The organism is Pseudomonas tremae, assembly GCF_023278125.1.
GTDB classification, from domain to species: domain Bacteria; phylum Pseudomonadota; class Gammaproteobacteria; order Pseudomonadales; family Pseudomonadaceae; genus Aquipseudomonas; species Aquipseudomonas tremae.
Genome location: NZ_CP066270.1, coordinates 1,591,406 through 1,605,556, shown reverse-complemented (window position 1 = coordinate 1,605,556; position 14,151 = coordinate 1,591,406). Strand labels below are relative to the sequence as shown.

The 14,151-nt window shown below is 57.9% G+C and carries 13 protein-coding genes; 6 read left to right on the top strand and 7 right to left on the bottom strand.

Going from position 1 to position 14,151, the window contains the following annotated elements; translation table 11 throughout:
- The first annotated feature begins 608 nt into the window (after positions 1-608).
- The 3 genes from I9H09_RS07395 (at position 609) to I9H09_RS07385 (ending at position 2,345) form a co-directional block, all read left to right on the top strand.
- Entirely contained in the window at positions 609-1,049 is a 441-nt protein-coding gene (locus I9H09_RS07395) for a hypothetical protein (protein WP_122346580.1), read from the top strand.
- Positions 1,050-1,383: 334 nt separating this feature from the next.
- Positions 1,384-1,611, top strand: a complete 228-nt coding sequence (locus I9H09_RS07390) for a hypothetical protein (protein WP_122346581.1) — start codon at positions 1,384-1,386, stop codon at positions 1,609-1,611.
- Positions 1,612-1,622: 11 nt separating this feature from the next.
- On the top strand, positions 1,623-2,345 hold the full coding sequence (locus tag I9H09_RS07385; protein WP_122346582.1) for a hypothetical protein: 723 nt from the start codon (positions 1,623-1,625) through the stop codon (positions 2,343-2,345).
- A 94-nt stretch (positions 2,346-2,439) separates the two neighbouring features.
- Here I9H09_RS07385 and I9H09_RS07380 read toward each other — a convergent pair whose 3' ends face one another.
- The 3 genes from I9H09_RS07380 to I9H09_RS07370 are packed head-to-tail and all read right to left on the bottom strand — an operon-like array spanning position 2,440 to position 4,838.
- Positions 2,440-3,786, bottom strand: coding sequence for an ATP-binding protein (locus I9H09_RS07380; protein ID WP_005889643.1), 1,347 nt, complete (start codon positions 3,784-3,786; stop codon positions 2,440-2,442).
- Positions 3,783-4,460 (bottom strand): response regulator, encoded by a 678-nt coding sequence (locus I9H09_RS07375; RefSeq protein WP_005889641.1) that lies wholly within the window; start codon positions 4,458-4,460, stop codon positions 3,783-3,785. The genes I9H09_RS07380 and I9H09_RS07375 overlap by 4 nt, the downstream gene beginning before the upstream one ends.
- Before the next feature lie 27 nt (positions 4,461-4,487).
- Positions 4,488-4,838 (bottom strand): hypothetical protein, encoded by a 351-nt coding sequence (locus I9H09_RS07370; protein WP_005889640.1) that lies wholly within the window; start codon positions 4,836-4,838, stop codon positions 4,488-4,490.
- Positions 4,839-5,015: 177 nt separating this feature from the next.
- Here I9H09_RS07370 and I9H09_RS07365 point away from each other — a divergent pair, with 177 nt between their 5' ends.
- Both I9H09_RS07365 and I9H09_RS07360 read left to right on the top strand, forming a co-directional pair.
- Complete coding sequence (locus tag I9H09_RS07365; RefSeq protein ID WP_122346583.1) at positions 5,016-5,804, top strand: dienelactone hydrolase family protein; 789 nt, start codon at positions 5,016-5,018, stop codon at positions 5,802-5,804.
- Positions 5,805-5,992: 188 nt separating this feature from the next.
- Complete coding sequence (locus tag I9H09_RS07360; RefSeq protein ID WP_202906971.1) at positions 5,993-6,718, top strand: 4'-phosphopantetheinyl transferase family protein; 726 nt, start codon at positions 5,993-5,995, stop codon at positions 6,716-6,718.
- On the opposite strand, the gene fhuF is transcribed toward I9H09_RS07360, so the two are convergent.
- The 3 genes from fhuF to I9H09_RS07345 are packed head-to-tail and all read right to left on the bottom strand — an operon-like array spanning position 6,719 to position 9,781.
- The gene (gene fhuF, locus I9H09_RS07355; RefSeq protein ID WP_122366711.1) at positions 6,719-7,465 is read right to left on the bottom strand and encodes a siderophore-iron reductase FhuF; all 747 of its coding nucleotides are present in this window, start codon (positions 7,463-7,465) and stop codon (positions 6,719-6,721) included.
- Complete coding sequence (locus I9H09_RS07350) at positions 7,423-9,033, bottom strand: ATP-binding protein (RefSeq protein WP_122366710.1); 1,611 nt, start codon at positions 9,031-9,033, stop codon at positions 7,423-7,425. Before I9H09_RS07350 ends, fhuF begins: the two co-directional genes overlap by 43 nt.
- A gap of 4 nt (positions 9,034-9,037) precedes the next feature.
- A complete protein-coding gene (locus tag I9H09_RS07345; protein WP_122346719.1) occupies positions 9,038-9,781 on the bottom strand; it encodes a response regulator in 744 nt (247 codons plus the stop codon).
- Between the two features lie 693 nt (positions 9,782-10,474).
- On the opposite strand from I9H09_RS07345, the gene I9H09_RS07340 reads away from it, so the two are divergent.
- Positions 10,475-13,387: a ribonucleoside-diphosphate reductase subunit alpha gene (locus I9H09_RS07340; protein ID WP_122346715.1), complete on the top strand. Its 2,913-nt coding sequence runs from the start codon at positions 10,475-10,477 to the stop codon at positions 13,385-13,387.
- Positions 13,388-13,602: 215 nt separating this feature from the next.
- On the opposite strand, the gene I9H09_RS07335 is transcribed toward I9H09_RS07340, so the two are convergent.
- Entirely contained in the window at positions 13,603-13,800 is a 198-nt protein-coding gene (locus I9H09_RS07335) for a hypothetical protein (RefSeq protein ID WP_147458928.1), read from the bottom strand.
- Positions 13,801-14,151: the final 351 nt, after the last annotated feature.

Below are 14,151 nucleotides of genomic sequence, written 5' to 3'. Positions count from 1 at the left end.
CCTGCACTGGAGGGATTTGTTTTGTCGAGCTGCGCAAAGCAGGCATCTACCCTCTGGGTAGCAATAGGCGTGCCATAGAATCAAAGTGATATCAAGACCCCCGCCTGGCAAGGCTTAAAAGGGTAACAGTAGTCGGGGAGCGAAAGGAGATGTGGCGGTTTTCCGCCGCATAGAGGAAACGTAGGGGCGTTAGTGGCGGATATCCGCCTTTGAGTAACACAGAATGAGCGTGCAGCTCGCTCTTGCTCAGCGAGCAGATGCGCACGACTGCCTGGAATATTAGGAGCTGCAAGAGCGCCTGAATGACACCGATCCCATAAGCAGACCGTTTCAGCAAAACCTGATGTCAGCTCGAATCGTGGATTGATAGAGGTATCAGCCCAAAAATCTTTAATCGGATCTCTTCATTGTTTCAAAAAAATCGGGCACCCTTGCAGAGCATTTTGTATACATCATTACTGATTTATGATTGCGATCTGCATCTGAGCCAAGCTTGATACACGTACTGAAAGCGTATTGACATCAAGGCCACGAACTTTGAAAGCGTTGCTGATGCGAGCGACGTCAAACACCTGATGAATGAATCTCAAAGCAAAGGAGTGATAGCCATGGATGAGAGGCTTTTACCGCGCACTGCAGCCATGAACCGCGGCCCTACTCGTCAAGCAGGCTTGCTAGGCCAAGGGCAAATGACCTTTCCTAGCGAGCGACCAGCTCCACGAACGCCAGCGCTAATGACGTTTGGCGGCTATTACGCTATTGATGATTTCAGCGCTGCCATGATCCTTATTAGTGAACTCAAGGATCCAGAGTCGGGTTTGAACGAAACAGAACTGAAGTCGTCCGTCCTTTTTTTGAACGATCTCAGTGCAAACATGAAGAACGCATCGGAGGTCTCAGCCGAAGCGTTAGCGAACCTTAAAAAAGAAGCTATAAGTATCCCTGTAGTCGGACCTCTGTTATTTTCTACAAGCAATCTTCCCGGTACAGTTGCCGGGGTGGGCGGCGTAATTTCTGCGACATTAAAGACAAAAAAGTTTCGGACTTAGTAGATCTTCCCCCTGGACTGCAAAAAACCCTGAACAAATGGGCAAAAACCAAAGACTCCGAAAACTTTAGTACTGTTAATAACAATTTAAAGGTAGACTTAAGATTATCAGAATTAACGGCAAGCTGCACCTGGAGGTACCACTTACAGCAGAAGCCATTAAATATAGAATATTTGGCGCCAATGCTGGCCGAGCGGTACATATACCCACTACAGGCACCGCGAAAGCGTTAAACTCTTCTGCGAGGTTACACTCAAAGGGCGCTAGAGGGGTCCCAAAACTTATCGGTGGCAACATAATAGGACTCGCTTTGGCTGTAGGACCGCTGGCTTATATGGATGCTAAAAGCTCCAACTCGATGGGAGAGTTTTTAGATAAGTCTGCCGACGCACAATCCACGAACCTCGTCGCGTTTGGCGATGGCTTTATAGCCACAGTAGTGATAGGGACAAGCGCACCGCTCGTCATCATTATTGCTGCAGGAATAACCGCTGGAATGGCCGCACAGTACTTTATGGGAGAGTCCGGCTGGGATAAATCCATTGCAGAACGTTTAAAATAGTGGAGAGCCTCATGGTAGATACACAACCCAACTCTATCAGGAAAGTGCTCTATGCCAATACATTGCTACTGTACTTTTTTATATTCGTACTGTCATCCAGCTCCCCCCTTCTTCTCTGGCTCGCAACGGGTTCATTTTTTATATTTCTGGGGCGCACGCTGTTCCTGATTTATGTGAATGAGCGATTTTCTGCTTTTGCCACGCAATTTTATGCCGGAATAATACTGACGTTTACGATCATTAGCGTGGGAAGTGTTTATACCGCGTCCAAAAAAGAGCTTCATCTAGATTCTGTAGCGGCAGCGCTCTGGGGCGGACTCCCTTTTCTGCTTGTCCTGATCGAGATCCTGATAATCATTAAGAGCCGTTTTAATCACGAGTCGCTGCCTTTCAAGACTCAAGATGGCAAAGTAATGACAGTGCTCAATCACTACAGCGTACAACATGGGCTAATTGCTGGGGTAGCCACACTCATTTCCTGCATTATCCTCAAAACCTTCGGGGCCGCGAGCACTGGCCTTTTGGTCGGTTTCACTTCGACAGCACTGACACTGTATCTTGTGTTTCATTATCGATTCCCCATACGCGGCCTAGTGGCGCTTGTGGCGAAAGAGAAAAAAACGGGGCCTTACACGTTCGCCAATATTGAAGAGATTCGTGAAGCGCGTAGCAAGTGGTGGCTCAGCCGACTGTTTAACTGGCTGACATCTCATCGCAGCAAACCAGGCATTTGACAGGTAGCAACTGATGGGCTATCAAGATTAATTTAACAACGCGGGCCCGTCACAGACACTTACGGGGGCTCGCGCATTGCTTTACGCCCTTCGCTCACTGCGCCAGAAAATGAATCCTGAACGCCGCGCCACCCAGCGCTGAATCTCCCAGGGTTAGCTGCGCGCCGTAGCTTTCGATAATGTCCTTGACCACAGCCAGCCCTATGCCCTGTCCGGGATTCTGCCGGTCCAGTCGTTCGCCCCGCTCAAGGATGCGCGCACGCTGGCTTTGCGGGACACCGGGGCCGTCATCTTCGACACACAGCTCATCGCCGTCCGCTGAGCGTGTGAAGCTGACGCGCACTTCACCAAGACACAGCCGGTAGGCGTTTTCCAACAGGTTACCGAGCATTTCCAGCAGCGCGCCCTCCTCCATGTGGACCTGGCAATCCTGCGGCAGATCGAGCGTGGCCTTGACCCGCTTGTCGCGGTAGACCTTATCAAGCGTGTTGCACAGGCTTTCGACCACCGGCCGCAGCATCACGTGATGGCGTACCAGACCGCTCTTGCGCAGGCTGGCGCGCTGTAGTTGATAGCCGATCTGCTGGCTCATGCGCTCGATCTGCGATTGCAGCACGCGTGCCTGCTCGACGTCCTCGGGACGCTTGGCGATGTTCTCGCTGACGCCCTGCAATACCGCCAACGGTGTTTTCAGGCTGTGTGCCAGGTCGTCCAGTGAGTCGCGGTAGCGTATGCGCTGTTCACGTTCGCTGCGCAGCAGGCGGTTGAGCGAGTCGGTCAGGCGCAGCAATTCGCTGGGATGCTCTTCGCTGAGGCTGTCGCGCACGCCCGACTCCACCTGATCCAGTTCCTGACTCAAGCCACGCAAGGCACGCAGCCCCCAGGTCAGGCCCATCCACAACAACCCGAGCAAGACTGCCAATGCAGCGCCGAAGCCCAGATAGAGCTTGCGCCGCAAGCCGTCGATGGTTTCCTGATAACCGCGCAACGGCTGCACCGCGACGATGCTGAATGCAGCGTTACGGCCGCCAAGCAGACGAATCTCGACGTCGTAGACGAAGTACTCGTCGCCATTGATTTCCTTGATCTTGGTGAACTCGCTACCTTGCCCGTCATATTGCGGGCGATAGTCGATGTCTTCGCCTTCAGTGGACAGCGAACGCCAGACCATCTGCCCTTGGCGGTTATAGATGTAGCCCAGCAAACGACTGCCAGGCAGATTGAATTGTTCGCCCGGCAGCACCGAAGGCATCATCAGATGGCCGTCTTCGACCCGCGCGGCAGAAATCATGGTGGTGACGTCGGAAGCCAGCCGCTGCTCGATCGCCCCGCGTAACGCCAGACTGAATGCGCCCTGCAAAGCAGGCAGCATCAGCAACATGAAGATCACCGCCAGCGTGGCGGCACCCAGCATGAGACGCAGGCGAAGCGAACGAATCACGTACAGCGCTCATTGAACAGGTAGCCCATGCCACGCACGGTTTCGATCGGTTTGAAGGCCACGCTGCCGTCCAGCTTGCGGCGCAAGCGGCCGACCAGCACTTCGATCACATTCGGATCGCGCTCGTCGTCGTCAGGATAGAGCTGCTCCATCAGACGTTCCTTGGGCACCACCTGCTGGTGATGGAGCATCAGGTACTCGAGAATGCGGTATTCGTACGCGGTCAACGCCAGTGGCTGTTCGGCCAGTGCAGCGTGCTTGCGGTTAAGGTCCAGCAGCAACGGGCCAGCCGTGATGGTCGATTGAATAAAGCCACTGGAACGCCGCAGCAGGGCATTGAGCCGGGCTTCCAGCTCTTCGAACTGGAAAGGTTTGACCACATAGTCGTCAGCGCCGGCAGCCAGTCCTTCGACCTTGTCCTGCCAGTTGCCGCGTGCGGTCAGGATCAGGATCGGAAACGCCTTGCCCAAGGTGCGCAGCTGACGAATCAGGTCCAGCCCGCCGATGCCCGGCAGCCCCAGGTCGATCACCGCCAGATCGTGATTGAATTGCGCGACCTGATACAACGCTTCTTCGGCGTTGGCCACTGCCTCCACCACATGCCCCGCTTCGGTCAGACGGGTGCGCAAGTGGTGGCGCAGCAGCGCTTCATCCTCAACTACCAACAACTTCATGCAGCTCTCCCAGGCACAATCGCAGCCTCAAGACAAAGAATGAAACGACATCGTCGCATCAGTACTCAACAGGTGGGCGCTGACGGGCACATGCTGTGTCACATCATAGCTGCCCAGCAGGATTTCGCGGCTGACAGGCAGGCCATTGTGGGTCCCTGTCAGACTTCCGTAAACCGGCAGGGAATATAGCGTCCCCGCCGATGCATTGGTTTGCCCCTGCTCCCCGAGCGCGTGCCCCCAGCTGTGCGTGTCGTCGAGCCTTTCGCTGGTCTTCGCGAACTCGATGCGGGCCACTTCAAGTTTGCTGTCGCCAGCCTGCGCCGCCGCGCTGCCTCCCAGAAAAGCCAATGCCAGGAAAAACTTGTTGAGATTCAACATATCGACTCCTTTTGCGCTCGGGCACGCTGTCAAGGTAGGGCTCAACAGTAAGCGTGCCGGGCTGAACCCCGACTGAACACTGCATGAACCGGTGCTGAACAGTCCTGCGCGCCACCTGTCGCAGAATCGGCTATTGTTGGCCTTTCATCCTGTACACCCCCGTAGAAGGAGCTGCACATGCGTTTGTGGATTGCAATGATCATGATGGGCCTGACCGGGCTCGCCCAAGCCGCGATCAAAACCGAACAGGTCGATTACAAAAGTGCTGACGGCACCAGACTGGTGGGCTATTACGCCTACGACGACGCCATCAAAGGCCCGCGCCCCGGGATTTTGGTGGTTCATGAATGGTGGGGTTTGAACGACTACGCCAAGCGTCGCGCCCGCGATCTGGCGGCACTGGGTTATAGCGCAATGGCCATCGACATGTATGGCGAAGGCAAGAACACCGAGCACCCGAAAGACGCAATGGGCTTCATGCAGGCAGCATTGAAAGACAGCGATGCGTCCGACAAGCGCTTCGACGCCGGGCTTGAGCAATTGAAGAAACAGCCACAGACCGACCCGAAAAAGATTGCAGCCATCGGTTACTGCTTCGGCGGCAAGATCGTCCTGGACGCAGCGCGTCGCGGCGAACCGTTGTTGGGCGTGGTCAGCTTCCACGGCGCGCTGGTGACCAACACCCCGGCCAAACCGGGCATCAAGGTGCCGATGCTGGTCGAGCATGGCGCCAAGGACAGCATGGTCACACCGGAGAACGTCGCCGCCTTCAAAAAGGAAATGGACGACGCCAAGGCTGACTACACATTCGTCAGCATCGACGGCGCCAAACACGGCTTCACCAACCCCGACGCCGACCGCCTGAGCCACGGCGAACATGGTGGCCCGGACATCGGCTACGACAAAGCCGCCGACCAGAGCTCATGGGCGGACATGCAGAAGTTTTTCAAGAAGATATTTGGCTGATCACTGACCGACGCTCACGCTCTGCGTCGCCACGAAGACGCAGAGCATCGGCAAGATAGTTGGGATTATCGTTCCGCACGCTCCAGCGTGGGAATGCCTTTCACGACGCTCTGCGTCGCCACGATAGTTGAGATTAGTGACAGCCTGCACCCTTCCCTCCAACCCAATCACCCGGCAAAATGCCGCCCATGACTCAGCCCCCCATTCTCCCCGCCTGCTGCCCCGAACTCGTTCAGCACTGGCCGCTGCCCCATTCCCTGCCAGGCATGGTGCTGGTCAGTGGGCGTTTTGATCCGTTCAAGCTGGCTGAGGGCGACTTTCAGCGTTGTGCGGTGCAGCAACCGGCGAGCATTCAGCGCTCGGTCGCCAAGCGTCAGGCCGAATTTCTGGCAGGTCGTCTTTGCGCGCGTGAAGCACTGCGCCAGTTGGATGGACGTGAACACATTCCTACGCTGGGTGAAGACCGTGCGCCGATCTGGCCCGCTGATGTCTGCGGCTCGATCACCCACAGCACCGGCTGGGCCGCTGCCGTGGTGGCGCACAAGCAGCAATGGCGCGGGCTGGGGCTCGACACGGAAAACTTGCTGAGCCACGACCGCGCTTCGCGTCTGGCCGGGGAGATTCTGACTGCCGCCGAGTTGGCCGACATGGCAGCAGGCGCGCAGGATCAAGTGGCGTTGCGCGTCACCCTGACGTTCTCGATCAAGGAAGCGCTGTTCAAGGCGCTTTACCCTATCGTGCAAAAGCGCTTCTATTTCGAAGATGCACAACTGCTGGAGTGGTCCGCCGACGGCAACGCCCGCCTGCGCTTGCTGACAGACCTGTCCAGCGAATGGCACGCAGGCAAGGAGCTGGACGGTCAGTTCAGTGTGCTGGGCGATCATCTGTTGAGCCTGATCGCCGTTCAGGGTTGATCACTCGGGCAGCGGACAATGCTCGCAGCGCCCGACCCACTCGACCCGATGACTCAAACAACACACGCGCCGCTGCCGACGCGGTTCAGCACCTTCCGCCTGCGCCACATAACGCACCGCCTGATACAACGGATTGGCCCGGCCGTCTGGCCTTCGTCGCTCGGTCAACAACGCCATACCCGCTGCCAGCGACACATCGCTGCAGCCAGCCAGTTGCACAAGGCACCCTTCCAGGTAATCCCCGGCGCTGCTCCACAATACTGCGCCAGGCAGTTCGCCATACGCACTTAGCGCGGCAATAAAGGGCTGCAGATTATCGTCAAGCAAACCGGCAAAACGCTGAAACGGATCGGCTGGAATATCCCGCCAAACCTCGCCCTGCTCAAGCAGCCTGACACCACAAGGCACGCCACGCTCGTCCAGCGCCAACCCGACTTGCCCAAGCACCAACGGCCAATGCCAGGCATGCACCAGACTGGCAACCAGCACTGGCGGAATAATCTGCATGAAGTAGAACTTGGCCCACTGCGAGACCAGCACCGGCAACTGACTGGGCATCAATTGCGGCCCGTAAACACTTAGCAGCAGTTGATCGAGCCGCTCAGGCTGCAGCAGATCAGGCAACGCTACCACCGGGCGTAAATCACTCGCCGCCAGCAATGTACGCCCAAACGGCGCCAACCCTCCGGCATACAACTGCGAATTCACTGCGGCACCTGCGTGCGTGGCCAAGAAAGACTGAAGCACGCCCCGCCCAGGCTGACGCTGCGGCCAACCCGTGCACGGCCTTCGTGCCAGTTGATGATCCGTCGCACAATCGACAGGCCCAACCCATGCCCGCCCGAAGCACGTGTGCGGCTGTCATCGATGCGCATGAATGGCGTGAAAATCTGCTCCCACGCCTCTTCCGGAACGCCAGGGCCATCATCATCCACGTCGATACGACACTGCTGCGAATCCAGCCAATAACTGATCCGCACCTCGTTCTCGGCGTGGCGCATTGCGTTGCTCACCAGGTTCTGTACCGCCCGATGCAGATAGCGCGGCTCGGCCTCGACCCAGGCAGCTTCGCCCTCCCCCGGCCTGAGGCCTTCGCCCCGCGAAACCCTTACATCGGCGCGCAAAGGCGCCAGCTCGGCGATCACCTGATCGATCAGCGCGTCCAGATCGATACGCTGGAAATTCAGGGTCGGCGCGCCCTGCTCCAGGCGCGCGTAAGTGAGCATTTCATCGACCAGCTTGTCGAGGTCCTGAATATCGCTATCCATACCGCGCATGTACTTGAGCCGCGCCTCGGACGTGATGGCGTCGCTGACCATCTCCAGCCCAAAACGCAGGCGCGCCACTGGCGTGCGCAGTTCGTGAGACACCGCGCGCACCAGTTCGCGCTGAATCATCAGCGAGCGTTGCAGGTGCTCGGCCATGCTGTTGAACGCTGCCGCCAGCCGCCCTACCGAATCGGAACCCTCGGTGGGCACGCGGGTTTGCAGGCTGCCTTGCGCGATTAACGTGGCAGCCGCTTCCAGCTCCAGCACCCGTCGCTCCAGACGCCGCACCAGCAAGTACACAACCAGACCGATAAAGCACAGCCCCAACAGCGCAATCAGCAGTAGCCAGTGCAGCGGATAAGGGTTCATCTGGTACAGCGGGCCGATCTCCAGCACCCAGTTGGTGTCGACAATCCCGGCCAGCACGCGGATCGAGTCGCCACCCTTGCCCAGCGCCATCACCGTGTCGCCTTCATAGATGCGGCGGCGCTGATCGTCATCCAGGTCCGCTTGATCCAGTGCCAGCAACTGCAGATCAAAACCGAACCCCTTGTCGATGCGCAGGGCCTGCAGACGCGCTGGCTGCTCGTCGACCGGAAAACGCACCAGCTCGTCGATCAACAGGTAGATAGTTGCTCGCGCCAGTTGCTCGGTGATCTGCTGCACTTCGCCGGTCAACAGCAGCGGCTCCTTGTCGCTCAACTGGCGGTAGACCCTGGCGGCATGCGGGCCGATTTGCTCGACCACCACCTGCCCACGTGCCAGCCTTGCTCGCGCGCCGCTGTCCAGTTGCGCCTGTTCGGGGCTTTGCAGGCTCAGGGGTATGCCCAGCAAACGCTCCCAGACCGCCAGGGCGCGGCGGCGCTCGATATCGTCGAGCGACACCAGATTGTCGGCCATTATCGTAAAGGTGCCGTGGGCCAGACGCTCGCGGTATTGCTCGCCGCGCGCCTGATTGAGCACATGCAGCGCCAGCACGCCCAGCAGCGCAACCAGCACCAATACGCCCAGCACCCCGCCATAGATGCGCAGAAAGATCGAGTTCATCAGGTCAGCCGCTGAACACGTGGCCGCTCATGTCCTGCGCCGCTTCGGGCACAAACAGGTAGCCCTTGCTGCGCACGGTCTTGATCAGACGCGGATGGATGGGATCGTCGCCGATTTTCGGGCGGATACGCGAAATACGCACGTCGATGGAGCGATCCTGCCCGTCATAACCCACGCCCCGCAGCGCCGTGAAGATTTCTTCGCGGGACAGCGTGCGCCCGGCATTGGCTACCAGCAGCCACAACAGATCGAATTCGGCACCGGTCAGCTCGATGCTCTGTTCGCGCAGCCAGGCCTCGCGCAACGCGTTGTCCACCACCAGCGGCCCGAACACCAGACGGCGAAGCTCGGCGGCCGGCACTTGCGGCGCTTCACTGCGACGCAGCAAGGCATGAATGCGCGCCAGCAGCACGCGGGGGTGGACCGGTTTGCAGACAAAATCGTCGGCACCGGTGTCCAGCCCCTGAACATGGTCAGTGTCATCGGTGCGCGCAGTGAGCATCAGGATCGGCGCGTCATAACGGTCACGCACGCTGCGGCAGATGCTGAAACCGTCTTCGCCCGGCAGCATCAGGTCGAGGATCACCAGATCAGGCTGCTCGGCAATAATCCGCGCCGCTGCCAGCGCGCCATTGCCTTCTATGCTCACGCGCAGGCCGTTGTTCTGCAAATAATCACAGGTCAGCTCGGCGAGTCGCTGGTCATCTTCGACGATCAGGACGTGCCATGTGTGTGGCTGCAAAAGAATCTCCCCTTGTTGTTTTTGAAGCGGGTGGTGTTCCAAGGCACGGCTGCGGCGCTCGGTCGCAGGCGAGTGTAGCAAGCGTCTGCAATATCACACCGCTTAGCACACGACATGCCAGATGGCCCTTTTCAGAGGTTTTTTTGTGATAGGGTTCGCGCCCTCAAAAAATCTTCAATGCGCGGCCAGTGCCTACAAATTCGGTGACAAACGGTCACGATCCAGTAGTTCTGCGGCCTACACGCATGACCAGCGTTTCATACACAAACTACACACACTTTATCCACAGGCCGTGCGTTGCAATTCATGTCCAAAACGCATTATCTTGTAGCCCGACGGCGAGGGACACCCTACATGTAGGGTTTCCTGCAAAAAACCCAGCACAACTCAATCGAGAAACTCAAGCACTTTTCTTGCGTTTGCGGGGTTGAAATCAAAGTCGTTTTCGTTACGCGTTCGTTCGCGCGGGGAGCAAAGCCACGCTGTACACGGTTTGCAACATCGAACACGCATTCTTCATCAGATTTTCAAAGGATCGGGCCTGGCCCGGTCCTTTTTGGCTTCAAAACCTGGTAGCGGTCACAGATTCCGCTTCCGCCTTCGTTTTGGAGCCCTTGAGTCGCCCTTTGCGACTTACTGCTCGGAACGAAACGGTGGGCAGCAATGCCCGAACAAACTTAAAGGAACGTGGAGTCACACATGCAAACAGACACAACTCGCGAGAACTCGCCGACCGGCGCTCCGCAGGCAAGCCAGGCCCCACAGGACCTGTCGGCCACTGCTCCCGGTCAACTGCGCGTGATCAAGCGTAACGGCACTGTCGTCCCTTACACGGATGACAAGATCACCGTTGCCATCACCAAGGCGTTTCTTGCAGTTGAAGGCGGCAATGCTGCCGCCTCGTCGCGCATCCATGACACCGTTGCCCGCCTGACCGAACAGGTCAGCGCTACGTTCAAGCGTCGCATGCCTTCGGGCGGCACCATCCACATCGAAGAAATCCAGGATCAAGTCGAACTGGCACTGATGCGCGCCGGCGAGCAGAAAGTGGCTCGCGACTACGTCATCTATCGTGATTCGCGCGCCAAGGAGCGTGCCGTTCGCGCCCCCGACGAGCAAGTCCAGGCTCACCCTTCCATCCGCATCACCCTCGCCGACGGCAGCTTTGCGCCGCTGGACATGGGTCGCCTGAACACCATCGTCACCGAAGCGTGCGAAGGCCTGGCTGAAGTCGACGCCAACCTGATCCAGACCGAAACCCTGAAAAACCTGTATGACGGCGTTGCGCTGAAAGACGTCAACACCGCACTGGTCATGACCGCCCGTACCCTGGTCGAGCGCGAACCGAACTACTCGTTCGTCACCGCCCGCCTGCTGATGGACACCCTGCGCGCCGAAGGCCTGGGTTTCCTCGGCGTCGCGGACAGCGCCACCCACCACGAAATGGCCGACCTGTACGCCAAGGCGCTGCCTGCCTACGTTGCTACCGGAATCAAGTTCGAACTGCTCAACCCTGTGCTGGCTGAATTCGACCTCGAAAAGCTCGGCAAGGCGATCAACCACGAGCGCGACCAGCAGTTCACCTACCTGGGCCTGCAAACCCTGTACGACCGTTACTTCATCCACAAGGATGGCGTGCGTTTCGAACTGCCACAGATCTTCTTCATGCGTGTGGCCATGGGCCTGGCGATCGAAGAGAAAGCCCGTGAAGACCGCGCCATCGAGTTCTACAACCTGCTGTCGTCGTTCGACTACATGTCTTCGACCCCGACGCTGTTCAACGCCGGTACCCTGCGTCCACAGCTGTCCAGCTGCTACCTGACCACCGTGCCGGATGACCTGTCGGGCATCTACCACGCGATCCACGACAACGCCATGCTGTCCAAATTCGCAGGCGGCCTGGGCAACGACTGGACGCCGGTTCGTGCGCTGGGCTCGTACATCAAGGGCACCAACGGCAAATCGCAAGGCGTCGTGCCGTTCCTGAAAGTGGTCAACGACACCGCTGTTGCGGTCAACCAGGGCGGCAAGCGCAAGGGCGCTGTCTGTGCCTACCTGGAAACCTGGCACATGGACATCGAAGAGTTCATCGAGCTGCGCAAGAATACCGGCGATGACCGTCGTCGTACCCACGACATGAACACCGCCAACTGGATCCCTGACCTGTTCATGAAGCGCGTCTTCGATGACGGCCCGTGGACCCTGTTCTCGCCTTCCGAAGTACCGGACCTGCACGACCTGACCGGCAAGGCCTTCCAGGAGCGTTACGAGTACTACGAAGCGCTGACCGAATACCCAGGCAAGGTCAAACTGTTCAAGACCATCCAGGCCAAGGATCTTTGGCGCAAGATGCTTTCGATGCTGTTCGAAACCGGCCACCCTTGGCTGACCTTCAAAGACCCGTGCAACCTGCGCAGCCCGCAGCAGCACGTGGGCGTGGTTCACAGCTCGAACCTGTGCACCGAGATAACCCTGAACACCAACAAGGACGAGATCGCGGTCTGCAACCTGGGCTCGATCAACCTGCCGAACCACATCGTCAACGGCAAGCTGGACACCGACAAGCTCAAGCGCACCGTCGATGTAGCCGTGCGCATGCTCGATAACGTTATCGACATCAACTACTACTCCGTGCCGCAGGCCAAGAACTCCAACCTGCGCCACCGTCCGGTCGGCCTGGGCATCATGGGCTTCCAGGACGCGCTGTACCTGCAACACATTCCGTACGGTTCCGATGCTGCCGTGCAGTTCGCCGACAGCTCGATGGAAGCGGTCAGCTACTACGCCATTCAGGCGTCCTGCGACCTGGCCGACGAGCGCGGTGCCTACGAGACGTTCCAGGGTTCGCTGTGGTCCAAAGGCATCCTGCCGCTGGATTCGCAACAGATCCTGATCGAGCAGCGTGGCGAGAAGTACATCAGCGTCGACCTGAAGGAAACCCTCGACTGGGCACCGGTTCGTGCCCGCGTACAGAAAGGTATCCGTAACTCGAACATCATGGCCATCGCACCGACCGCCACCATCGCCAACATCACCGGCGTGTCGCAGTCGATCGAACCGACCTACCAGAACCTCTATGTGAAATCGAACCTGTCGGGCGAATTCACCGTGATCAACCCCTACCTGGTTCGCGACCTCAAGGCCCGCGACCTGTGGGACTCGGTCATGATCAACGACCTGAAGTACTACGACGGTTCGGTACAACAGATCGAGCGCATCCCGCAGGAACTCAAAGAGCTCTACGCGACTGCCTTCGAAGTGGACACCAAGTGGATCGTCGACGCAGCAAGCCGTCGTCAGAAGTGGATCGACCAGGCTCAGTCGCTGAACCTGTACATCGCTGGCGCCTCTGGCAAGAAGCTGGACGTGACCTACCGCATGGCCTGGTACCGTGGTCTGAAAACCACTTACTACCTCCGTGCCCTGGCCGCGACCAGCACCGAGAAATCCACCGTCAACACCGGCAAGCTCAACGCAGTATCGAGCGGCGGCCACGGCCCGGACGACTCGGCGATCACCGCCCCGCGCCCAACCGAAGCAGCACCCGCCGGCCCAGCCCCAGTGCCAAAAGCTTGCGCAATTGACGAGCCGGATTGTGAGGCTTGCCAGTAAGGTCTAGCGTTCAAGCACCTGACGGCAATATGCAAAAAGCCCCTGTAAAGGGGCTTTTTGCTGTGTGAAGGAAAACGCTGTTCAGACAACCGTAATGATCGTTCCAACGCTCCACGTGGGGAATGCCTTTCGTGACGCTCTGCGTCACATCTTCGCCATAACACCCCTGTTGAGCTGATCCGCTCGCTAGCCGAGATCCGAATTCAGCTGCGCAATCAGTTAATACCAAGCGCGATGAAACAGCCGACGCACGCAGAGGCGGCTTCATTGCCTAAATCTGCCCCGAAAACCTGCACCGCTCGTCGAATCAGATTTTTTTCAACAGCGTGAAATTCAGCGACAACAGACTGCAAATCGCCCCCTTCAAAATGCCATCCACTCGCAAGCGCCCGGTTGCCGTAGCGTGAACGCATTACCGAAAACGATGAAGCCAAAAAAAGTCAAAAAAACCGCACTAAGGTGCGACAAACGATCCGGTTGCCGAAATGTAATCGACACTATATCCTGCGTTTCTAAATGTAAAAAACACTAGATAAGGGATTCAACTGAATTTCCCCCAGTGTTTTAGCCCCACCTGATCCCATGCTGAAACGGGTAAGAAAAAGCGTGAACCTCTCGCCGAAAATTACTCATGGATAACCAAGTGCCGGGCAAAATCTGTATAATCCCGCGCTCGCTTCAGGGTACTCAAATGACCATTTGCACACGCAAAGCTGGCTCACCTCAAAGCAATCCAGACCATCCGCTTTGCTCGCCTGTCGGGC

Coding starts and splice junctions, on each gene's coding strand:
- I9H09_RS07395 (WP_122346580.1), top strand. CDS start 609: ATGGATGAGAGGCTTTTACCGCGCACTGCAGCCATGAACCGCGGCCCT.
- I9H09_RS07390 (WP_122346581.1), top strand. CDS start 1,384: ATGGATGCTAAAAGCTCCAACTCGATGGGAGAGTTTTTAGATAAGTCT.
- I9H09_RS07385 (WP_122346582.1), top strand. CDS start 1,623: ATGGTAGATACACAACCCAACTCTATCAGGAAAGTGCTCTATGCCAAT.
- I9H09_RS07375 (WP_005889641.1), bottom strand. CDS start 4,460: ATGAAGTTGTTGGTAGTTGAGGATGAAGCGCTGCTGCGCCACCACTTG.
- I9H09_RS07370 (WP_005889640.1), bottom strand. CDS start 4,838: ATGTTGAATCTCAACAAGTTTTTCCTGGCATTGGCTTTTCTGGGAGGC.
- I9H09_RS07365 (WP_122346583.1), top strand. CDS start 5,016: ATGCGTTTGTGGATTGCAATGATCATGATGGGCCTGACCGGGCTCGCC.
- I9H09_RS07360 (WP_202906971.1), top strand. CDS start 5,993: ATGACTCAGCCCCCCATTCTCCCCGCCTGCTGCCCCGAACTCGTTCAG.
- I9H09_RS07350 (WP_122366710.1), bottom strand. CDS start 9,033: ATGAACTCGATCTTTCTGCGCATCTATGGCGGGGTGCTGGGCGTATTG.
- I9H09_RS07340 (WP_122346715.1), top strand. CDS start 10,475: ATGCAAACAGACACAACTCGCGAGAACTCGCCGACCGGCGCTCCGCAG.
- I9H09_RS07335 (WP_147458928.1), bottom strand. CDS start 13,800: ATGCGTTCACGCTACGGCAACCGGGCGCTTGCGAGTGGATGGCATTTT.